This is a genomic window from Streptomyces sp. NPDC052023, assembly GCF_044548465.1.
GTDB lineage: Bacteria > Actinomycetota > Actinomycetes > Streptomycetales > Streptomycetaceae > Streptomyces.
In genome coordinates, this window is sequence record NZ_JBIUBW010000015.1 from 93,576 (window position 1) to 114,807 (window position 21,232).

Here is a 21,232-nt window from a genome sequence, read left to right on the forward strand (position 1 = left end):
GGGAGCCTCAGGGGCCCGGCGGGCCGGACGGACCGGGCGGGACACGCGGGCTCGGCGAGCCGCACGGACTCGGCAAGCCAGGTGGTCTCAGCGCATCACCCGTGGGCGGGACCGCCGGTAGAGCACCGCTCCGCCCAGCACCAGCGCCGCGGCACCGATCGAGGCGGGCAGGGTCGCGTCCGCACCCGTCTCGGCGAGCCCGGGCCCGGCGTGCTGGACCACCGGCTTCGGCAGGGCCTTGGGCGGCACCGACGGCTCGGGCGCCGGTCGCACGGGCCGCTCGGGGCGGACCGGCCGGTCGCCGGGGGTGTTCACGGACTCGTTGCCGACGGCCCCGTTGCCGATGCCGACGACGTTCACGCTGTTGCCGGTGACGTTCACCGGCACATGCACCGGGAGCTGCACCCCGTTGCCGGAGAGCACGCCCGGCGAATCCTTTCCGCTGCTCGTGGCGGTCGCTCCCCCGCCCGAGCCGGCCCCCGAACCGGGGCCTTCCTCCCCGGCGTCGCCCGTGTTGGCGCAGCGGTTGCCCGCGGCGGGGTTCAAGAGCCCCACCACGTTCACGGTGTTCCCGCACACGTTCACCGGGACGTGCACCGGGAGCTGGATGGTGTTGCCGGAGATCAGCCCCGGCGAGCCGACCGCGGCTCCGTCGGCCGCCGAGTCGGCGTGCGCCGGAAACGTCACAGCCATCGCGCCGGACACGGCGGCGACGGCGATCACACCGTTTCGGGTAACCCGTTTCATTGGGTCCCTGCCTTCCAGACGTGGTTACGGGCACTCACCCGCACCGCATAAAACGCAGGTGAACCATCCGAGTTATGGCTTATCCGTCTTTCACCCGCCTATCACCCCGTCGAGTGGCGGGTTTGTCGAACTGGCAGTAAAGATGTCCGAACCATTGCCACCCTCCGTAACCGTCCGTACCGGACGAGTGAGCCGGACAGGGCAGGGCAGCCCCCCGGCGCCCCACTGGCCCGGAGGCGGCTCCTGCGGGCGCCGCTTATCGTGAGCGAGGGCGACGTACACCGGTTCCCCAGCGGGGCCCCCGGGAGGCATCGATGCTGGCCAAGCTGTCACCGCGGCGCACGGTACGACGCCACGCGGTCGCCGGAGCCGTCGGCCTGGCGATGCTGGGCGCCGGCGTGCCCACGACTGCCACCGACGATCCGCAGCCCGACCTGACCCGGTTCTACCGGCAGAAGGTCGTGTGGAAGAAGTGCGAAGGCGGTACGACCCCCCGCGATCTGCAGTGCGGAAAGGTCACCGTGCCGCTCGACTACGCCCGGCCCGGCGCCGGAACCCTCGACCTGGCCCTGGCCCGGTACCGGGCGAGCGGCGACAAGCGCGGCTCGCTGCTGCTGAACTTCGGCGGCCCCGGCGGCCCCGGAGTCAGTGAACTCGCCCACAGCGGCGACGACTTCATGGGCCTCACCGACGGTTACGACGTGGTGAGCTTCGACCCGCGCGGCGTCGGCCGGTCCTCTCCGGTCAGCTGCGGCGACAGCCCGTACGCCGGCGCGGAGCTCACGGCCGGGACCGACGAGACGCTCCGCGATCCGAACGCGGTGCTCAAGCAGTTGAAGCAGGCGGCCGACGAGTGCGCCAAGCACTCCGGGCCCGTCCTGCGGCACATAGGCACGGTGAACGTCTCCCGGGACATGGATGTCATACGCCAGGTCCTCGGCGACGACAAACTCAACTACCTCGGCTTCTCCTACGGATCGCGTCTCGGCGCGGTGTACGCGGCCCAGTTCCCCGAGAAAGTGGGCCGGATGGCGATGGACGGCGTGGACACGCTGACGGAATCGCTCGCCAAGCAGGGCGTGGCGGGCGCGGCGGGACAGCAGACCGCGCTGAACGACTTCATCCGCTGGTGCGTGAAGGACGTCGCCTGCCCGTTCGGCGAGGACGCACGGGGCGCGCGCGAGGAGGTCGTGCGCCTGGTCCGGTCGATGGACGAGGATCCGGTCCCGACGGCCTTCAGCGGCGAGTTCACGGGCCAGGACCTGGTCGGCGCGCTGAGCCAGGCGCTGTACAGCAGGCAGATGTGGCCGTCGCTGGAGCGCGCCCTGGCCTCGCTCGTCGAGGACGGGGACACACGGGGGGTGGAGGCCTTCGCCACCGGCGGCATGGCGATCCCGGGCCTGCGGCACGGCCGCCAGGAGACCTCGCCGTCCGGCGACGGCGGGCTCGTGGACCAGGAGAACGTCCCTCTGGACAACCTCCCGGCCGCGCTGATGGCCGTCAACTGCGCCGACGATCCCGACCGCCCCACGGCCCGGCAGATCACCCGGAACCTCGGCCGGCTGCGCGCCACGTACGAGGAGGCGTCACCCGTGTTCGGCCCGTTCCGGCTCACCCAGGTCCTGCTGTGCTACGGCCGCCCCAAGGGCACCGACTTCATCCGCAACGAGGTCAAGGACGTCGACACCGCCAAGATGCTGCTGGTCGGGACCCGCGGCGACCCGGCGACGCCGTACCGCTGGACCGTGCAGACGGCGAAACGGCTGGGGCCGTCGGCCGTGGTGCTCGACAACAAGGGCGAGGGCCACACCGCTTACATGTCGTCGAAGTGCGTGCGCGGCAAGGTCGACGACTTCCTGCTGTACGGGACCCTGCCGCCGAACGGCAGCTCCTGCGGCCCCGAGGACGGCGCGGGCGCGGCGCCATGACGATCACCCTGCCCCAAATGCCCGATACGTGAATCGGTCCTATGGTCGTGTCATGGAGCACGCACTCAGTCCCACGACCCTGTCCGAGCTGCGCCGGCCGCGCCCCTACCCGGCGGTGTCCGTGCTGACGCCGACCCACCGCAGGGAGCCGTACAACGCGCAGGACCGGGTCCGGCTGCGCAATGTGGTGTCCGAGGCCAAGAGGCAGCTGGAGGCCGATCCCGCGGTGACCCGGGAGCGGCGTGCCGATGTGGCGGCCCAGCTGGACCAGGCGCTCGGCGAGGTCGATCTGACCCATTCCGAGGACGGCCTGGTGATCTTCGCCGCCCCGGGTGAGCACCAGGTGTGGTCGCTCGCCCGTTCCGTGCCCGAGCGGGTGGTGCTCTCCGACACCTTCCTCACCCGCAACCTGGTCTCCGCCCAGGTGTCCGAGCGGCCGTTCTGGGTGCTGTCGGTCTCGGCCGACCGCGCCACCCTCTGGAACGGCGGCGGGGGCCGCGTCACCGAGGAGCGCAGCGGCGGCTTCCCGATGACCCGCCGGGCGGAGAACTTCGATCCCGAACGCCTGGAACGGGTCGGCGACATGCCGAGCACGTTCCGCGACGAGGGCACCCGGCACTTCCTGCGCGAGGCCGACACCGCGCTCGGCGCGCTGCTGCGGGACCGTCCGCGACCGCTGTACGTGACCGGTGAGCAGGCCGCGCTGTCCTGCCTCGACGAGGTCGGCGACGCCTCCCGGACCGCCTTGCAGATCCCGCACGGGGGTCTCGCGCAGGGCACTCCGGAAGCCGTGTGGCAGGCGGTGCGCACGGTGGTCGAGTCCGAGGACCTGAGAACCATCGACACCGTGACCAAGGAGCTCGAATCCGCCCGTGGCCGCAAGGAGTTCGCGGCCGGTGTCGACGAGGTCTGGCAGAACGCCCGGGAGGCCCGGGTGCGGCTGCTGGCCGTCGAGGAGAACTACCGCGTGACCGTGCGCGACGACGGCGACCACCTCGTCCCGGCCTCCACCGACGATCTCGACGCCCGCGACGACATCGTGGACGAGATCGTGGAACAGTGCCTGGAGACCGGCGCCGACGTCCGCTTCGTCCCCGACGGCACCCTGGCCGACGCAGGCGGCATCGCGGGGGTGCTGCGCTACTGACGGCGACCGCGCCCCTGCGCCTACGCTACGCCGGGACAGCCGGTGACAGGGGAGGGCGCACGTGGGTGAGCTGCTGGGCGTGGCGGTACTGGGCGCGGGTCACATGGGAGCCGACCACATACGGCGGCTGGACCGAGTGGTGAGCGGAGCCAGGGTGGCCGCCGTGGCCGACCCGGACCCCGCACGGGCGAAGGAGGCGGCGGCCGGCATCGACGGGGTCACGGTGCATGCCGAGGCGGAGGCGGCGCTCGACGCGCCCGGCGTCGGCGCCGTACTGATCGCCTCCCCCGGCCCCGCCCACGAGGAAGCGCTGCACGCGGCCTTCGCGCGGGGCCTTCCGGTGCTGTGCGAGAAGCCCATGGTGCCCGAGCCGGCGGGGGCGCTGCGGGTGGTCGAGGCCGAGGCGCGGCTCGGCCGGCGGCTGGCACAGGTCGGCTTCATGCGGCGCTACGACACCGAGTACCGGCGGCTGAAGTCCCTGCTGGACAGCGGCCGTCTGGGGCGGCCGCTGATGCTGCACTGCGTCCACCGCAACGTCTCCTCGCCGCCCGGCTTCACCAGCGCGATGCTGGTCAACAGCTCGGTCTCGCACGAGATCGACGTGGCGCGCTGGCTGCTCGGCCAGGAGCTGACCGCGGTGACCGTGCTGCGTCCCCGGCCCGCCGCGAACGCCCCCGACGGCCTCATCGATCCGCAGTTCGTGCTCCTCGAGACGGCGGCCGGCGCGCTGGTCGACGTGGAGGTCTTCGTGAACTGCCAATTCGGTTACCAGGTGCGCTGCGAGGCCGTATGCGAGACGGGCAGCGCCCGGATCGGGGAGGGCCGCACCATGCTCGTCACGGCGGAGGGCACCGCACGTGAGGAGGTGCCGCAGGACTACGTCGTACGGTTCGCGGACGCCTACGACCACCAGGTGCAGGCCTGGGTCGACGCCACCCGGCAGGGCCGGGTCACCGGCCCGAGCGCCTGGGACGGATACGCGGCCTCCGCCGTCGCCGAGGCCGGGGTCCGGGCGCTGGAGGGCGGCGGCCGTGTGACCGTCGACCTCGCCACGCGCCCGGAGCTGTACGCGGACGCGACCGGCTGACGCGAGGGGCGTTCCGGGCCTCTCAGACCCCGTCGAAGAGACTGCTCAGCCCCCGCTCGACGGCCCCGCCGACGTCCTCCTGACCGGTGGCGACGACCGCGTACGTACGCAGCAGGAAGCGGCGCAGGGCCGAGGTGTCGAACTGGAGCAGCGCCAGCCCGCAGGGCGAGTGGAACTCCAGCACGGTCAGGGCCCGACCGCACGGCCAGATCTGCACGTCACCGCTCCCCACCGGGCCGTGCACCCCTTCCTGAAGCAGTGCCCGGGCGAAGGTCCAGCTGAGCGCGTCACCGTCGAGGCACGCCTCGGACGGGAAGTCGAAGTGCACCGCCAGGGGGTCGGAGGACAGGTAGCGGAGGGTGACGGAGACGGGGACTTCCCGCTCCTCCGCCGTGATCAGCCGGGCGCGGGCGGGCTGCTGGAGGGTGATGTCCATGCTTCGGTCTCCACTGCGGCGAGAGGGCGGCCGGTTCCATGCCGGTTCTCTTACGAGCTCGTTCCGGCCTCTCACGTACACCCCAGAACAGGCATACGACGAACACCCATTTGAACGCATGCGAGCGAGCCGGACGTTCCGTCAATTCGCGTACGTGGTCTACGACTTGCCCGTCTCGACGCGTAGGCCCCGACTACGCGACAAGCACTCCGTGAAGACGCTGGCATATGCCAGAAGCACCACCGTATCGTGTGTTGCCGAATCCCTTACAGGGCGTCGCGGGCTGTGCAACAGTCGTAACGGTCCCACCGTCAGCCTTGTCGTACCGTCCCCGCATCGGAGTGCGTCATGCCGTCCCATCTCTCTGCGGACCACCCAGCCGCCCAGCCGCCAGGACGCGGGACGGTCGACGCGCTGATATCGCAGACGCGGCGACTGAAGGGTGACATGGACGCCGTACGACGGGACGCGCGCAGCGACGGCTCGGACCCACGGGACCGTTGGCAGCGCGCACTCTACGACCTCGCGCTGCACCATCTCAACGACCTCGACGAGCACCTGGCCCAGCTGCGCGACGGACCGCCCCCGGTCACCGGAGCGGAGGACGAACCGGCCGGGGCGGCGCTGCCCGCGGTCAGCGGCGAATCCCTGCTCAGCCGGGTCGGCAGCGCGGAGTGGAACCTGCTGACGGACCACGCCAGTTGGTCCGGCGAGCTCAACGAGATCCTCGGCCGCGACGCCGCCGCTCCCCCGCTCACCCTGGACGAACTGCCCTCGCTGGTACTCGACGCGGACCGGCCGCAGCTGACCGCGATGGTCACGGACTGCCTGGTCGACGCCAAGCGCATCGACGGCGAGTTCCGGATCCTGCGGCCGGACGGCGAGACGCGGACCGTACACATGATGGGCGAGCCCGTGCTCGGCGCCGACGGCAGCACCGCCTCGATGTGGGCCGTGCTGCGCGACGTCAGCGAACTGCGCCGTAACCAGCAGGCGGTGAGCGAGACCCGTGACTCGCTCCAGCGCCGGCGGCACGTCGCGCAGACCGAGCGCAGGCTTGCGGTCGAGCTGCAGGAAGCCGTGCTGCCGCCGTGGCACGGCACCCTGCGGCTCCCGCGCCAGGGCCCGAGCAGCCTGGACCTGGCGGCCCGGCATCTGCCCGCCGCGCCCGGCGAACTGATCGGCGGCGACTGGTACGACGCGCTGGAACTGCCCGACGGCGAGACGCTGCTGAGCGTCGGCGACCTCACCGGTCACGGCGTCGCGGTGACGTCGGGCATGGCGATGCTGCTCGGCGCGGTACGCGGCATGGCCATGGCGGGCACCCGTCCCGGCAAGCTGCTGGCCTGGCTGAACCAGCTCCTGGACACCACCGTCCAGCCGGCCCTGGGCAGCGCGGTCTGCTGCCGCTACCGCCCCGAGACCCGCACCCTGGTGTGGGCGCAAGCAGGACACCCCGCCCCGCTGCTGTTCCGCGACGGGACGGGGCGCAGGCTGAGCGCACCGGACGGCGTCCTGCTCGGCGCGACCTCGGGTGCCGCATACGGCGAGGCCGAGGAGGCCCTCGAGGAGGGCGACCTGGTCCTGCTGCACACCGACGGGCTGGTGCCCGGCAGCAACGGCACGGCTGCGGCACACCGGCTCACCGACCTCGCCCCGCGATTCGCCGAGGCGCAGAGTGCGCAGGACTGCGTGCGGATGGTCGTGGAGCAGTTCGGCGAGACCGCACGCCAGGACGACGCCTGTGTCCTGATCGCCCGGGTCACGTCGTAGGGAAGCGGGAAGACACGACAGGGAGCAGGGGCAGTCGCCCTACACGGCTGAGCTGTTGTCACCCCTTCCCTTCGGCCTGGGCAGAGCCAGCTGGATCTCCTCCCGCAACTGCTGGATCTTCGGGTACTCGGCGTACTCGGCGGTGAGCCGGTACATCTGGCGCAGCCGGTCCCAGGTGCGGCGGGAGGAGTTCTGCCCCATCGACATCAGCGCCAGCCGGGCGAACCGGTCCGCCTGTTCGGGATCGTCCGCGATGAAGCAGGCGGACGCCATGGACAGGAAGTCGAAGATCTTCGACCGCTGCTGGGCGTCGACCCGCAGCGCCAGTGCCTTGTCCGCGTAGTGCTGAGCGTGCGCCGCCGCGCCCGGCTCGTGCTCGGCGAGTGTGCGGTAGGCCAGGGCCTGCATGCCGTACAGGTCCGCCTCGTTGAACAGCTGCATCCAGCTCGGCGGAGGCACGTCCCCCTTGTCGGAGACGAACAGGTCCTCCGCCTGTCCCAGGGTGCGGCGCATCGCCTGGCCCTTGCCCATGGACGCCTGTGCCCAGGCCTCGATGGTGTGGAACATCGCCTGGGTGCGGGGCAGTACCTCCTCCCCCGATCCCGACGTGGCGAGCTTCATCAGGTCGAGCGCGTCGTCGGGCCGGCCCAGGTGCACCATCTGGCGGGCCGCCCGGGAGAGCGCCTCGCCTGCCCGGGGCCGGTCGCCGCCCTCTCTCGCGGCATGGGCGGCGATGACGAAGTACTTCTGCGCCGTGGGCTCCAGGCCGACGTCATGCGACATCCAGCCCGCGAGGACGGCGAGGTTGGCCGCGACGCCCCACAGGCGCCGTTGCAGATGGGGTGGGTGACGGTAGGCGAGCATGCCGCCCACCTCGTTGAGCTGGCCCACGACCGCCTTGCGCTGGAGCCCGCCGCCGCGGGCCGCGTCCCAGGCGCGGAACACCTCGACCGAGCGCTCCAGTTCCTCGATCTCCTGCGACCCGATGGGGGCGGCCTCATAGCGGTCGAACCCGGCGGGGTCGGCGTGCAGGGGGTCGTCGAAGTGGGGAGCGTCGGCCGCCAGGGCCGGGTCGGTGTGCAGCCAGTCGTACATGGCGCTGCTGAGTGCGGATCCCGCGGCGAGCACGGCACCCGCGCCCACCAAGCCGCGTCGGTTGAGCATGAGGTCCATTCCCGTGAATTCGGTGAGGACCGCGGCGGTCCGTTCGGGCGCCCACGGCACACCGTCGGGATGTTCAGCACTCCCGCCGCCCTGCCGCTTCCCCGCACGCCCGTGCCGGACCAGACCAAGATCCTCAATGGTCACGACACGGCCGAGACGCTCGGTGAACAGAGCCGCCAGCACCCTCGGCACCGGATCGCGCGGGATCTCTCCCATGTCGATCCACCGCCGCACCCGCGAGGTGTCGGTCGCCAGCTGGGGGTGGCCCATGGCCGCCGCCTGCTTGTTGACCAGCCTCGCGAGCTCTCCTTTGGACCAGCCGGCCAGGCCGAACAGGTCCGACAGTCGGGTGTTGGGTTGTCCGCTCACATCAAGCCCCCAGGTACTCGGCTGAGTTGACAGTAGCCCGGGGCAGGTTGCCGGGCGACTATTCGCCAGGGTTCGCCAGGGTGCGCCAGATGGTGTGCCACGGGACATCGGGTGTCAGGTAGGAACGCGCCACCCCGACCCGGTCGCCTGCTTGATACGGCCGGTGCATTCCCCAGGGTGCACCCGGGCGGTCGGGACGGGGGGCGCAACGACTTCGCAGGCACACGAAGGGATCTGTCTCCCCCATGTACGCAGCATCGTCCTCCGTGTCCGCCCCGCCCCGGCCGCTGCGCCCGCGCCCCGCGGCTCCCGCCTCCCAGAGGCCGGGAGAGCCCCTGCCGGGTGGCGGCGGCCCCTACCTCGCCCCTCCGCGCCCGACGGCCCCCGTGCTCGGCGCGGGCCGGACGCGGCGCCCCCCGGGGCTCGGCACCCAACCGCTCAGCGGGAGACTCGACTTGTCCGGCCCGCAGGGCGCCCAGCTGCGTACCGCCATCGCGTCGGTGCACCGGATCTGCCCGGAGTTCGCCCCGGTGCAGGTACTGCGGCGCAGCGGACGGTCCGTGCTGCTGGTCGGCACCACCGGACGCAGTACGGCCGTCGCCAAGTGCTTACTCGACCAGTCCCCGGCGTGGGCCGAGCGGATCCGCCACGAAATAGCGGCATACCGCTCGTTCGTCCGGCACCGCCCTCCCGTGCGGGCGCCCCGGCTGATCGCGGCGGACCCGGACAACTGCACGCTGGTCATCGAACGGATGCCGGGCCGGGCCGCGGCCCTCCAGCGGCACCCGTCGGAGGCACCGCCGCGCGCGGACATCCGGCAGGCGCTCAGCGCGATCTGCCGGCTGAACGCCTGGCGGCCCCCCGCGGGCACGTTCGACGCGCCGCTGGATTACGCGGCCCGCATCTCGCGCTACCACGACCTGGGTCTGCTCACCGACCGGGATCTGGGCGACCTGCAGAAGCTGCTGCACGGCATCGCGCTCGCCGCGGGCCGGCAGGGCATGGGCCAGTTCTGCCACGGCGACGCACTGCTGTCGAACGTCCTGCTGTCGCCCGCGGGACCGGTTCTGGTGGACTGGGAGCACGCCGGCTGGTACCTGCCCGGGTACGACCTGGCCACCTTGTGGGCGGTGCTCGGCGACGCGCCGGGCGCGCGGCGGCACATCAGCCAGATCGCCCAGTCCGCGGGGCCGGCCTCGCGGGACGCGTTCCTGGTCAATCTGATGCTCGTACTGACCCGCGAGATCCGTACCTACGAGACGGCCGTGCAGCGTTCGATGCACGACACGGCCCCCGCGGCACCGGGAGCGGCCCACCCGGGTGCTGCGCCGTCCGGCGAGGAACAGCGGCTGCTGCTGAGGCGGCTGCACGACGACTGCCAGCTGGCCCGCCGGGCCGTGCGCGCGGCGGTCGGCACTCGCTGAAGGGGGATGACGGTCCGCGGTGTGCCGGGACAACGGCGCACCGCGGACCTCGTCGTGTCCGGCCCCCGGACATGCCCCATTGGTGTACGCCACTGACGCCCCGCAGGCCCGTCGGCTGCCGCCACGAAACTCCTCGCACCCCGCCCTGACCGGGGAATTCGCCTCGCTGATCGCATGATTGACGGATCGTCGGAGAGCCGGTACCACTGTCACGCCCGGCCCCGCACGGCTCATCGCGCTCAACCGTCCCAGGAGGCTGCTTTGCGAGGATCCGCAACCGACCCCCGACGAGCGCCCGGACGGAGACGATGGCACCGGTCCGCCGGCGCCGCGGCCGCCTCGGCTCTCCTGCTGCCTCTGATCGGCGCGGCCCCGTCCGGCGCCGGACCGGACGACCGTCCGGACAGCCGGCTCCAGCAGGCGTTCGAGCGGGCCGCCGCCGCGTACGACGTGCCGCAGAGCGTGCTCCTCGGTGTCTCCTACCTCCAGTCCCGCTGGGACGCGCACGGCGGCGCGCCGAGCGTGTCCGGCGGCTACGGCCCGATGCACCTCACCGACGCCCGTACGGCGCTGGCCACCGCGCCGCATCACAGCGAGGGCACGGAGGACCCGCGCGGTGACGACGCCCGCCGGGCGCTGCGCCCGGAGGCGAAGCTGCCTCGGGACGCCGGACTCCCGCCCCGCCTGCGGACCTTGACGAGGGCCGCCGAGCTGACCGGCATCAGCGCCGGAAAACTGCGCACCGACCCGGCGGCGAACGTGGCGGGCGGCGCCGCGCTGCTCGCCGCGGCGCAGCGCGAGCTGGGCCGGCCGCCGAGCGACGACCCGGCGGACTGGTACGGCGCGGTGGCCCGCTTCTCGGGCGCCGACGACACGGCGACGGCGGCGACGTACGCGAACGACGTGTACGCCGTGCTGCGCACCGGCCAGGAGCGCCGCACGGACGCGGGACAGCGTGTGACGCTGGCCGCGCAGCCCGGACTCGCCCCCGACACCGCGTCGCTGCGGTCGGCGGGCCTGCGCGAGGCGGCCACCGAGGGCACCGAATGCCCGGCCACCGTCTCCTGCGAGTGGATCCCCGCGCCGTACGAGGAGTTCGGCGACGGCGACTACGGCAACCACGACCTGGGCGGGCGCCCGGCCTCGCAGAGCATCGACTACATCGTCGTGCACGACACGGAGGGCGCCTGGGAGGGCGTCCTCGACATGGTGCAGGACCCGGCCTACGTCTCCTGGAACTACTCGCTGCGCTCCACCGACGGCCACATCGCCCAGCACGTGAAGGCGAAGGACGTGGCCTGGCACGCGGGCAACTGGTACGTCAACGCGAAGTCGATCGGGCTGGAGCACGAGGGCTTCCTGGCCTCGCCGGACGCCTGGTACACGGAGGCGATGTACCGCTCGTCGGCCCGGCTGGTGAAGTACCTCGCCAGGAAGTACGGCATCCCGCTGGACCGGCAGCACATCCTCGGTCATGACACCGTGCCCGGGACGACCACGGCGACGATCCCCGGCATGCACACGGACCCCGGCCCGTACTGGGACTGGCGGCACTACTTCACGCTGCTGGGCCGCCCCTTCGGCCCCACCGCCCGTCCGGGCAGCGGCATGGTCACGATCCTGCCGGACTACGCCACGAACCGGCCCGAGTACACCGGCTGCACCACGGCCGGCGAGCCGTGCGCGACGCACGGTTCGAGCGCGGTGCGGCTGTACTCGGGTCCCGGCGAGAGCTACCCGTTGATCAAGGACATCGGTCTGCGCCCGGGTGGCGGCGACTCGACGACGGGCGTCAACGACATCGCCTCACGGGTCTCGACCGGACAGCAGTACGCGGTGGCCGGGCGCCAGGGCGAGTGGACGGCGATCTGGTTCCTGGGCCAGAAGGCCTGGTTCCAGAACCCGGCGAAGGCCCCGACCGCGGTCCCGGCGCGGGGTCCGGTCGTCACGCCGAGGAGCGGACTGGACAGCGTCCCGGTGTACGGCCGGGCCTACCCGGAGGCGTCCGCCTACCCGGCGGGAGTGCCGGCCCAGTCGGTGTCCCCGCTGCCGTACAAGCTGCTCAAGGGCCAGAAGTACGTCGCCGGTGACAAGGTGCCCGGCGAGTACTACTACGCGGTCACCTTCGCCACCGACGGGCACAAGGTCGTCGTGGGCAAGGATCAGTACTACGAGATCCAGTTCGGCCACCGGGTCGCGTTCGTCCGGGCGGCCGACGTGCAGGTGTCGCCGTAGCGGCTCAGCCCTGCTGGAACAGCTCCGCCGGGAGCGGCTTCAGCAGGGCGTACAGGTCGTCGGTGATGGGGCGGTCCCACGCGGCGATCGTGACCAGCACGTTGTCGCTGCGGTCGAACTGCACACAGGAGATCCGGCTCTCGGAGAGCTTCAGGCGGCGCACGATGAGGAGGTTGTCGCCCTGCATCACGGGCATGTCCTCGGTGCCGACGACGGTCACCTCCTCGTCGTTCTCCAGCGCCAGCAGTAGCTGGGCCACCTCGAACGGGACCTGCCCCTCGACGACGTCGCGGGCCGGGGAGCCCTCGGGCAGATTACCGATGATCATCGCGGGGCCGCGGCCGCCGAAGAGGTCGTAGCGCAGGAAGACGCCCTGGCAGGTGCCGTCGGGGGCGGGCAGCAGGCCCGCGCCCAGATTGCCGGGCCAGTCGCCCGGGTCCATGGCCAGCACGTCGAAGTCGGGCCCGGCGGGGGTGGCGCTGCGGCGGCGGAGGAACGACATGCCGCCATGGTACGTGCCCGCAGGTCGTCGGCGCGGGGAGGGCGGGCGGGTCGGTACGGCGGTGCAGTGGGCCGGCGGCGCGCCCAGGAACCCCTGGCCGAGTGCCTAGGCGGGCCTCCTGTGCCGCTCGTGGTGGCGGGCGACGCGGGCACGGTTGCCGCAGGACGGTGTGCACCACTCCTGGCGCGGGTGTTCCTTCAGGAAGTAGCGCACACAGCGCGGGGCGTGGCAGGCGCGCAGCCGCTCGCGGCCGGGGCCGGCGAGGAAGGCGACGGCGGCCTGCGCGAGGAGGGCGATCAGATCGGCCTGGCCGTCCGCGGGCCGGTGGTGCACGACGGGGTCGGCGTCGTCGGGCCAGCGCAGGACGGGCACGGTGGGGGTACGGGCCGCCGCGGCGTTGAGGCGGGCGAGGGCCTCGGTGACGGGCAGCAGACGGGCCGCGTCGGCGGGGCTCGGCGCGGCGGGGCGCACGGCGCGGGCGAAGAGGGCGCGGACGGCGGCGCGCAGCTCGCGCACGGCGGTGAGTGTCCCGGCGTCGGCGGTGTAGGCGCCGGCGTCCGGCACGGTGCCGGGGTGGGCGCGCACCCAGGCGGTGAGCCCCTCGGGGCAGGTCAGGTCGTCGGCGACGCCGCCGTGCCCGTCGTGCCGGATGGTCACGGCGAGGTCGAGCGCGATCCCGGCGGCCCTGCTGGTCGGGTCCTGCATGAGGCTAATGATAGGGGCGGGCAGAACCATTAGCTTCCGGCGCGCCTCACTCCTCCGGTGCCGCCGGCGGTACCACCGCCACCGGGCTCGCCGCGTGCAGCAGCACGGCGTGCGTGACCGAGCCCATCATGCGGGCGGGGGCGAGCAGGCGGCGGCGGTGGCGGCCCACGACGACCAGTTCGGCGCCCTGCGAGTGCGCGACGAGCAGGGCGGCGGCGTCGCCGGGTGCCACGTACGGCTCCGCCCGGACGCCGGGGTGGCGCCGCCGGTGCGGGGTCAGGAAGCCGTCGGCCAGGGTGCGGGTCTCGCCCTCGACGGCGTCCTGGTCGATACCGGCCGGCAGCAGCTCACCGGCCGCGCCCGCCCACAGTTGCAGCGGCCCCGGGAAGGCGGCGACCACCTGGACGCGTGCGGCGCGCCGGGCGGCCTCCTCGAAGGCGAAGGCGAGAGTGGCGTCGTCGGGGCCGTCCACGTTGAGGCCGACGACGACCCGGGGGCCCGGTTCCTGCTGCGGGGCCTCGTCGACCTCGCGGCCGGGCCGGGGCACCACGACGACAGGGCACGCGGCGTCGCGGGCCACGGCGAGGCCGTTGGAGCCGAGCAGCAGACTCGCGAACCCGCCGCGGCCCCGGGAGCCGAGCACCAACAACTGGGCGTCGGTGCCGAGTTCGGGCAGTACGGCGGCGGGTGTGCCCTCGGGCCCCAGGTAGTCCACGTCCGGCGCCCCGCCGAGGTGGGCGCGGGCCCTGGCAAGAACGGGATCGTCCGCGGGCTCCGGCAGCGGCGTGACCTCGACGGCGGCGGGCATCCGGGCGGCGTACTGGCGCACGTGCACCACCCGCAACGGGGCGCCGCGTCCGCGGGCGGCGTCGAGGGCCCAGTCCAGGGCCCGCAGGCTGTCGTCCGAACCGTCGAACGCCGCGATGACCGGCAGGGTGCTCATGGGTTCCTCACCTCCGCGGTGGCGACTTCCACTTCCCGGGGCCAGCCTCGCTCAGGCCTCGGCCCCGGGAGGCCTCTGGAGGTCGCGTGTCCGGAAAATCGGGTGGGACACCCCGGGGGCCGGTCGGGCCGCCCGGCACACGCCGGCGGGGTCAGGTCAGGTCGAACTCGCCCTCCCGGGCGCCCGACACGAACGCGCCCCACTCGGCGGGGGTGAAGATGAGAGAGGGGCTCTCCGGGCGGTCGCTGTTGCGCATCGCGATGAAGCCCTCGACGAAGGCGATCTGGACATCCCCCACACCCCGGCTGCTGGACTGCCATTCGGCGTTGCTCAGGTCCAGCTCCGGCTTGTCCCAGCCCATGAGCGGCTGCTGCTGGATGGTGGTCTCGGCCACGTCCGTGCTCCTCCCGACTCGTCGTCCGCGGCCAGCCTAGCGATCGGTTCCCACAGCCGACAGGCCACGTGAGGGGGACCTTTCAGGGGCCCGGCGGCCGCGCGCCCACGAGCCACATGGAGAAGAACTGGGAGCCGCCCCCGTAGGCGTGCCCAAGCACCTTGCGCGCGCCGTCCACCTGGTGCTCCCCCGCCAGCCCGCGCACCTGCTGGGCCGCCTCGGCGAAGCGGATCATGCCGGAGGCGCCGATGGGGTTGGTGGACAGCACGCCGCCCGACATGTTGACCGGCAGGTCCCCGTCCAGTTCGGTGACCCCCGACTCGGTGAGCTTCCAGCCCTCGCCCTCGGCGGCGAAGCCGAGGTTCTCCAGCCACATCGGCTCGTACCAGGAGAACGGCACGTAGATCTCGGCCGCGTCGATGTCCCGGCGCGGGTCGGCGATGCCGGCCTGCCGGTAGACGTCGGCGGCGCAGTCCTGGCCGGCCCGTGGCGAGACGAAGTCCTTGCCGGCGAAGAGAGTGGGTTCGCTGCGCATCGCGCCGCCGAGCATCCAGGCGGGCGGACGGGGCGCGCGGGCGGCTCCCGCCCGGTCGGTGAGGATCATGGCGCAGGCGCCGTCGGAGGACGGGCAGGTCTCCGAGTAGCGGATCGGGTCCCAGAGCATGGGTGAGGCCTGAACCTTCTCCAGGGTGACGTCGTGCTCGTGGAGATGGGCGTACGGGTTCTTCAGGGCGTTGCGCCGGTCCTTGTACGCCACGAGTGAGCCGATCGTGTCGGGCGCGCCGCTGCGCCGCATGTACGCGCGCACGTGCGGGGCGAAGAAGCCGCCCGCGCCGGCCAGCAGCGGCTGCTGGAACGGGATCGGCAGCGACAGACCCCACATGGCGTTGGACTCGGACTGCTTCTCGAACGCGAGGGTGAGGACGGTGCCGTGCACCCGGGCGGCGACGAGCTGCGCCGCCACCAGTGCGGTGGAGCCGCCGACCGACCCGGCGGTGTGCACGCGGAGCATGGGCTTGCCGACCGCGCCCAGCGCGTCCGCCAGATAGAGCTCCGGCATCATCACGCCCTCGAAGAAGTCGGGCGCCTTGCCGATGACCACGGCGTCGACGTCGGCCCACGTCAGCTCGGCGTCGCCGAGTGCCGCTCCGGCCGCCTCCCGGACGAGCCCGGCGAGGGAGACGTCCCGGCGTGCCGCCGCGTGCTTGGTCTGGCCGACGCCTACGACGGCCACGGGCTCCTTGCTCATCGGGAATCCCCTTCGAGGACGGCGACCAGGTTCTGTTGCAGGCAGGGGCCGGACGTGGCGTGGGCGAGGGCCCGGCCGGAGGAGCCCCGGTGGATGCGGGCGGCCGCCTCGCCGATGCGGATCAGACCGGCGGCCATGATCGGGTGGGCCGCGAGCGCGCCGCCCGACGGGTTGACGTCCACGGCGTCGCCGAGCCGCAGCGCCTTGCGCAGGACGATCTCCTGTGCGGTGAAGGGCGCGTGCAGTTCGGCCGTGTCGACGGGCCGTTCGAAGGCACCGGCCCGCTCGGCGGCCAGGCGGGTGGAGGGCGAGTCGGTGAGGTCGCGGACGCCGAGGCCGTGTGCCTCGATGCGATGGTCGATGCCACGGATCCAGGCGGGGCGTGCGCACAGCTCGCGGGCACGGTCCCCGGCGGCGAGGATCACGGCGGCGGCGCCGTCGCCGACGGGCGGGCAGTCACCGGTGCGCAGCGGCCGTACGGCGTACTCCCCGTGCGGCACCGGGCCCCGCAGCTGGGCGTGGGGGTTGTCCTCCGCCGCCGCGCGGCTGCGGGCGGCCACCGCCGCGAGCGCGGGCTCGTCGGTCTCGCCCGCGTCGATGAGCGCCTGCGCCTGGAGGGCGGCGAGGGCGACGGAGTCGGGCCAGAGGGGGGCCAGGTAGTACGGGTCGAGCTGGCGGGTGAGGACGTCCCGCACCGATCCGGGAGAGGACTTGCCGTACGCGTACACGAGGGCGGTGTCCGCCTCGCCGGTCAGCAGTTTCGTCCACGCCTCGTACAGCGCCCAGGCGCCGTCCATCTCGACGTGGGACTCGGCGATCGGCGGCCAGGCCCCCACCCCGTCCAGGGCGAGGGTGAAGGAGAACGCGCGGCCGGCGAGGTAGTCGCTGGAGCCGGAGCAGGTGAAGCCGATGTCGGAGGTCTTCAGGCCCGTGCGGTCGAGCACCTCGTGCAGGACCGGCATGAGCATCTCGACCTCGGAGAGTTCGTCGCTGGTGCGCCGGTGGGCGGTCTGCGCGAAGGCGACCACGGCAATCTCACGGGTCACAACAGCTCCTTGTAGGTGTCGTAGTCCGCGTCCGGCTCCCCGGCCGGCCGGTAGTGGTCGGGGTAGCGGGAGCCTTCCGTCCACACGGGTTCGACGCGCAGGCCCATCCGGACCTGGTCGTACGGGATGCCGCCGATGCGTGCGTGCAGGGCGAGACCGGCGCCGTCGAGCGCGATGTGGGCGTATACGTAGGGGACTTCGATGTCCAGGTTCGCGGCCTTGATGTTGACGATGCAGAAGGTGGTGACCGTGCCGCGCGGGCCCACCTCGACCTGTTCCGTGGTGGCTACGCCGCAGGTGGGGCAGGCTCCGCGGGGCGGCACGTACACCTTGCGGCAGGACGGGCAGCGCTCGCCGACGGTCCGCCTGCCGGAGAGCGCCTGGATGTAGGCGGACTGGGCGCGGCCCGGACTGTAGGTGTAGTCGAGCCGGGCGTGCGCGACGATCCCGGTGACCGGTTCCGGGAACTCACCGCTGTGGCCGCCCGGCCGGCCGGGCTCGCCGTCGTACGGCTCGAAGCAGGCGATGTCGGTGATGGCGCCGGTGCGTTCGCGCGCCCAGCGGATGCGGACCCGCATGCCGGTGCGCACCGCCTCGGGGCCGGTCGCGTCGAGGGCGTGGAGCATGGCCGTGTCGGCGCCGTCGAGGCGGACCAGGACCCAGGCGAAGGGTGTGCCGAGGGGCTGGCCCCGGCGGGGGGCGTGATTCCAGGCCCAGGTGGTGACCGTGCCGGTGGCGGCCACCTCGACCAGGTCGCGTATCTCGTCGGCGGTGACGGGGTCGTACTCGACGGGGGGTACGAGGGTGCGGCCGTCGCGGGTGCGCACCCCGAGGACGACGCGTTCGCGCAGTCCGGTCAGGAAGGCGCTCTGGACGGGGCCCAGGGAGCGGGTGAAGGGGAACTCCACGACCAGGGGGGCTTTGAGGACTTCGGGCATGCCGGGAACTCCTTCGCGTCAGGCGCGCTTGTAGTCGGGCGGTCGCTTCTCCGCGAAGGCGCGTGTGCCTTCCTTGGCATCGGCGGTGTCGAAGACCGGCCAGCCACGGCGGAGTTCGGCCGCCAGACCGTCGGCCTCGGTCATCTCGGCGGCCTCGTACACCGACGCCTTGACGGCCTCCACGGCGAGCGGGCCGCAGGCGTTGATCTGTTCGGCGATCTCCAGGGCCTTGCCGAGTGCCGTGCCGTCGGGCACCACGTGACCGATCAGTCCGATGTCCGCCGCCTCGCGGGCGCCGTACGGACGTCCGGTGAGCAGCATTTCGAGGGCGTGGGTACGGGGGATCTGGCGTGGCAGCCGGACCGTGGAGCCGCCGATCGGGAAGAGTCCGCGGCGGACCTCGAACAGCCCGAAGGTCGCGGACTCACCCGCGACGCGGATGTCGGTGCCCTGGAGGATCTCGGTACCGCCCGCGACGCAGGGCCCCTCCACGGCGGCGATGACGGGTTTGCGGGGCCGGTGGTGGCGCAGCATGGCCTTCCAGTGCAGGTCGGGGTCGGCCTTGAGCCGGTCCCGGTACCGCTCGCCCGTCATGCCCCCGCCGGCGAGCGCCTTGAGGTCCATGCCCGCGCAGAAGGCCCCGCCCGCGCCGGTCAGCACGATCGAGCGGACCGCGTCGTCCTCGTCGGCCTCGGTCCAGCCGTCGTAGAGGCCGACGAGCATCGGCAGCGAGAGCGCGTTCCTGGCCTCGGGCCGGTTGAGCGTGAGCACCAGTGTGGCGCCTTCGCGCTGCACGGTGAGGTGTTCGGTGCCACCCATGGATGTCCTCCCCGTCCTGCCGCCTCGGGCACGTCCGCAGGAACGAGAACAGGTTGCAGCAGGCGCGGCGGGGCTTCAAGAGTTTTCTGACAGGCAGTCAGATTTCTGCTGCACGGACCCTTCACACTTGTGCCGCCCTTTGCTCTGATGACCGGCAACCGAGGGGCAGCGAGGTCAGGAGGAGCGGTGGAGTACAACCTTGCCGACCTGTTCGAGTCGGTCGTGGACGTGGTGCCGGACCGCGAGGCACTGGTGTACCTCGACCACCCCGGCACGGGCGCGGAGCGCCGGCTGACGTACGCCGAGCTGGACGCGGCCGCCAACCGGATCGGTCACCACCTGCTCGACAGCGGCATCCGCCCCGGCGAGCACCTCGGGCTGCATCTCTACAACGGCGTGGAGTACCTCCAGACCGTGCTCGGCTGCCTCAAGGCACGCATCGTGCCGGTCAACGTCAACTACCGCTACGTCGAGGAGGAACTCGTCTACCTCTACCGGGACGCCGATCTGGCTGCCCTGGTCTTCGACGCGGAGTTCGCGGACCGGGTGACGGCGGCGCTGCCCAGGGCGAAGAAGGTGCGCCACACGGTGCGGGTCGGGACGGGGGGCTCGCTCGGCGTGCCGTTCGGTCAGGCGGAGAGCGGCGGTTCGCCGGAGCGCGGTTTCGCGGCGCGCTCGGGGGACGACCAGTTCATCATCTACACCGGCGGCACGACGGGGATGCCGAAGGGCGTCATGTGGCGTCAGGAGGACCTGTTCTTCGCGGGCCTCGGCGGCGGGGCGCCGACGGGGGAGCCCGTGAAGACGCCGCAGGAGCTGGCCGAGCGGGTCGCGGCGGGTGGCTCGGGGATCACGTTCTTCCCCACTCCTCCGCTGATGCACGGCACGTCCACGCTGACGGCGTTCATCGGCTTCAACTTCGGGCAACGGGTCGTGCTGCACCGCAAGTTCGTGCCCGAGGAGGTGCTGCGCACCATCGAGAAGGAGAAGGTCACCAGCGTGTCCCTGGTCGGCGACGCGATGCTGCGCCCGCTGATCGACGCCCTCTCCGGGCCTCTGAAGGGCACCGACTGCTCCTCGGTGTTCAGCGTGTCGTCGTCCGGCGCGATCATGTCGGAGACGGTCAGGCAGCAGTTCCTGGCGCTCGTCCCGCACGTGATGCTGCTGAACAACTTCGGTTCCTCGGAGTCCGGCTTCAACGGCACGGCGACGGACGACTCCGGGCCCGAACGAGGGTTCCGCATCCGCGTCAACCTCCGTACGCGAGTGGTCGATCCGGCGACCCACGAGCAGGTGGCGGCCGGTGAGGTGGGCCGGGTCGCCCAGTGCGGTCACGTGCCCCTCGGCTACTACAACGACCCGGCGAAGACCGCCGAGACCTTCTTCGAGAAGGACGGCGAGCGGTGGGTGCTGCTCGGCGACATGGCCACCGTCGACGAGGAGGGCGTGGTCACCGTCCTCGGCCGGGGCTCGCAGTGCATCAACACCGGGGGCGAGAAGGTGTACCCGGAGGAGGTCGAGCAGGCCCTGAAGTCCCATCCGGACATCTACGACGCCCTGGTGGCCGGGGTGCCGGACGCGAAGTGGGGCAACCATGTCGCGGCGGTCGTCCAGGTGCGCGAGGGCGCCCCGGAGCCCTCCCTGGCGGACATCCAGACCCACTGCCGCGACCGCCTCGCCGGGTACAAGATCCCCCGCCAGCTGGTCGTCACGGACACCATCCGCCGCTCCCCCAGCGGCAAGGCGGACTACCGGTGGGCACGTCGGGTGGCGGCTGCGGCGGACGCCTAGCAGCCGGGGCGCGCCGCGCCCGAGGCGCCGGGGGGTCGGCAGCCGACGGCAACACGTCGTGTCACGTGCCGCCCCTTCGCTCCGCCGTCCCGGGACGTCCACGGCACCCGGCCTCTTGCCACCACCAGCCCCTGCTCACCGCCCTGCCACGCCGCCTGCGGCCAGGACCCGGCGCGCGGGCGGCCCCGCCAGTCAGTGCACTTCGGCGCCCCGGGCGAAGAGGCCCGCGGTGCGCCGGGCGAACCCCTTCGGGTCGTCCACCCACGGATGGGTGCCCCCCGCCCCAGCGAGGCCGACACCCCGGCGCAGTCGGCAACGCCGGGACCGCAGGCCACGACCCCGCGCCCGGGACGGCAGCCCCGCCGGTCAATGCACCTGAGCGCCCCGGGCGAAGAAGGCCGCGCACCTCGCCCGACACCCACCAGGCCCCAGGCCACGACCCGCGCCCGGGACGGCAGCCCCGCCGGTCAATGCACCTGAGCGCCCCGGGCGAAGAAGGCCGCGCACCTCGCCCGACACCCACCAGGCCCCAGGC

General features: G+C 72.7%; 18 protein-coding genes. 7 read left to right on the forward strand and 11 right to left on the reverse strand.

Annotation, left to right across the window (positions count from 1 at the left end):
• Window positions 1-87: 87 nt before the first annotated feature.
• Window positions 88-747, reverse strand: coding sequence for a chaplin family protein (locus ACIHCM_RS26510; RefSeq protein WP_399900592.1), 660 nt, complete (start codon window positions 745-747; stop codon window positions 88-90).
• A gap of 314 nt (window positions 748-1,061) precedes the next feature.
• Between ACIHCM_RS26510 and ACIHCM_RS26515 the strand changes: the two genes are divergently transcribed.
• From ACIHCM_RS26515 to ACIHCM_RS26525, 3 genes are all read left to right on the forward strand, one after another.
• Complete coding sequence (locus tag ACIHCM_RS26515) at window positions 1,062-2,675, forward strand: alpha/beta hydrolase (RefSeq protein WP_399900595.1); 1,614 nt, start codon at window positions 1,062-1,064, stop codon at window positions 2,673-2,675.
• A 52-nt stretch (window positions 2,676-2,727) separates the two neighbouring features.
• The gene (locus ACIHCM_RS26520; protein WP_399900598.1) at window positions 2,728-3,822 is read left to right on the forward strand and encodes a chemotaxis protein; all 1,095 of its coding nucleotides are present in this window, start codon (window positions 2,728-2,730) and stop codon (window positions 3,820-3,822) included.
• A gap of 61 nt (window positions 3,823-3,883) precedes the next feature.
• Complete coding sequence (locus ACIHCM_RS26525) at window positions 3,884-4,909, forward strand: Gfo/Idh/MocA family protein (protein WP_399900601.1); 1,026 nt, start codon at window positions 3,884-3,886, stop codon at window positions 4,907-4,909.
• Between the two features lie 22 nt (window positions 4,910-4,931).
• Here the strand turns inward: ACIHCM_RS26525 and ACIHCM_RS26530 are convergent, their stop codons facing one another.
• Window positions 4,932-5,345: an SsgA family sporulation/cell division regulator gene (locus ACIHCM_RS26530; protein WP_399900604.1), complete on the reverse strand. Its 414-nt coding sequence runs from the start codon at window positions 5,343-5,345 to the stop codon at window positions 4,932-4,934.
• 348 nt (window positions 5,346-5,693) lie between these two features.
• On the opposite strand from ACIHCM_RS26530, the gene ACIHCM_RS26535 reads away from it, so the two are divergent.
• Window positions 5,694-7,118, forward strand: coding sequence for a PP2C family protein-serine/threonine phosphatase (locus tag ACIHCM_RS26535; protein WP_399900607.1), 1,425 nt, complete (start codon window positions 5,694-5,696; stop codon window positions 7,116-7,118).
• 39 nt (window positions 7,119-7,157) lie between these two features.
• On the opposite strand, the gene ACIHCM_RS26540 is transcribed toward ACIHCM_RS26535, so the two are convergent.
• Entirely contained in the window at window positions 7,158-8,651 is a 1,494-nt protein-coding gene (locus tag ACIHCM_RS26540) for a hypothetical protein (RefSeq protein ID WP_399900610.1), read from the reverse strand.
• A 245-nt stretch (window positions 8,652-8,896) separates the two neighbouring features.
• Between ACIHCM_RS26540 and ACIHCM_RS26545 the strand changes: the two genes are divergently transcribed.
• Both ACIHCM_RS26545 and ACIHCM_RS26550 read left to right on the forward strand, forming a co-directional pair.
• A complete protein-coding gene (locus ACIHCM_RS26545) occupies window positions 8,897-10,075 on the forward strand; it encodes an aminoglycoside phosphotransferase family protein (RefSeq protein ID WP_399900613.1) in 1,179 nt (392 codons plus the stop codon).
• A 261-nt stretch (window positions 10,076-10,336) separates the two neighbouring features.
• Window positions 10,337-12,310: an N-acetylmuramoyl-L-alanine amidase gene (locus ACIHCM_RS26550; RefSeq protein ID WP_399900615.1), complete on the forward strand. Its 1,974-nt coding sequence runs from the start codon at window positions 10,337-10,339 to the stop codon at window positions 12,308-12,310.
• Between the two features lie 4 nt (window positions 12,311-12,314).
• Here the strand turns inward: ACIHCM_RS26550 and ACIHCM_RS26555 are convergent, their stop codons facing one another.
• The 8 genes from ACIHCM_RS26555 to ACIHCM_RS26590 form a co-directional block, all read right to left on the reverse strand.
• A complete protein-coding gene (locus ACIHCM_RS26555) occupies window positions 12,315-12,812 on the reverse strand; it encodes a hypothetical protein (RefSeq protein WP_399900618.1) in 498 nt (165 codons plus the stop codon).
• Between the two features lie 105 nt (window positions 12,813-12,917).
• Window positions 12,918-13,517, reverse strand: coding sequence for a CGNR zinc finger domain-containing protein (locus tag ACIHCM_RS26560; protein ID WP_399900621.1), 600 nt, complete (start codon window positions 13,515-13,517; stop codon window positions 12,918-12,920).
• A 46-nt stretch (window positions 13,518-13,563) separates the two neighbouring features.
• A complete protein-coding gene (locus ACIHCM_RS26565; RefSeq protein ID WP_399900624.1) occupies window positions 13,564-14,460 on the reverse strand; it encodes a universal stress protein in 897 nt (298 codons plus the stop codon).
• A gap of 151 nt (window positions 14,461-14,611) precedes the next feature.
• Window positions 14,612-14,854, reverse strand: coding sequence for a DUF397 domain-containing protein (locus tag ACIHCM_RS26570; protein WP_399900627.1), 243 nt, complete (start codon window positions 14,852-14,854; stop codon window positions 14,612-14,614).
• 82 nt (window positions 14,855-14,936) lie between these two features.
• Window positions 14,937-16,103 carry a thiolase domain-containing protein gene (locus ACIHCM_RS26575; RefSeq protein WP_399900630.1) on the reverse strand — a complete coding sequence of 389 codons (1,167 nt, stop codon included), beginning with the start codon at window positions 16,101-16,103 and terminating at the stop codon, window positions 14,937-14,939.
• Window positions 16,100-17,149: a thiolase domain-containing protein gene (locus ACIHCM_RS26580; RefSeq protein WP_399900633.1), complete on the reverse strand. Its 1,050-nt coding sequence runs from the start codon at window positions 17,147-17,149 to the stop codon at window positions 16,100-16,102. Before ACIHCM_RS26580 ends, ACIHCM_RS26575 begins: the two co-directional genes overlap by 4 nt.
• Window positions 17,146-18,087, reverse strand: a complete 942-nt coding sequence (locus tag ACIHCM_RS26585) for a Zn-ribbon domain-containing OB-fold protein (protein ID WP_399900636.1) — start codon at window positions 18,085-18,087, stop codon at window positions 17,146-17,148. Before ACIHCM_RS26585 ends, ACIHCM_RS26580 begins: the two co-directional genes overlap by 4 nt.
• Before the next feature lie 18 nt (window positions 18,088-18,105).
• Window positions 18,106-18,906: a crotonase/enoyl-CoA hydratase family protein gene (locus ACIHCM_RS26590; protein WP_399900639.1), complete on the reverse strand. Its 801-nt coding sequence runs from the start codon at window positions 18,904-18,906 to the stop codon at window positions 18,106-18,108.
• A 186-nt stretch (window positions 18,907-19,092) separates the two neighbouring features.
• Between ACIHCM_RS26590 and ACIHCM_RS26595 the strand changes: the two genes are divergently transcribed.
• Window positions 19,093-20,697 (forward strand): acyl-CoA synthetase, encoded by a 1,605-nt coding sequence (locus tag ACIHCM_RS26595; RefSeq protein ID WP_399900642.1) that lies wholly within the window; start codon window positions 19,093-19,095, stop codon window positions 20,695-20,697.
• Window positions 20,698-21,232 lie beyond the last annotated feature (535 nt).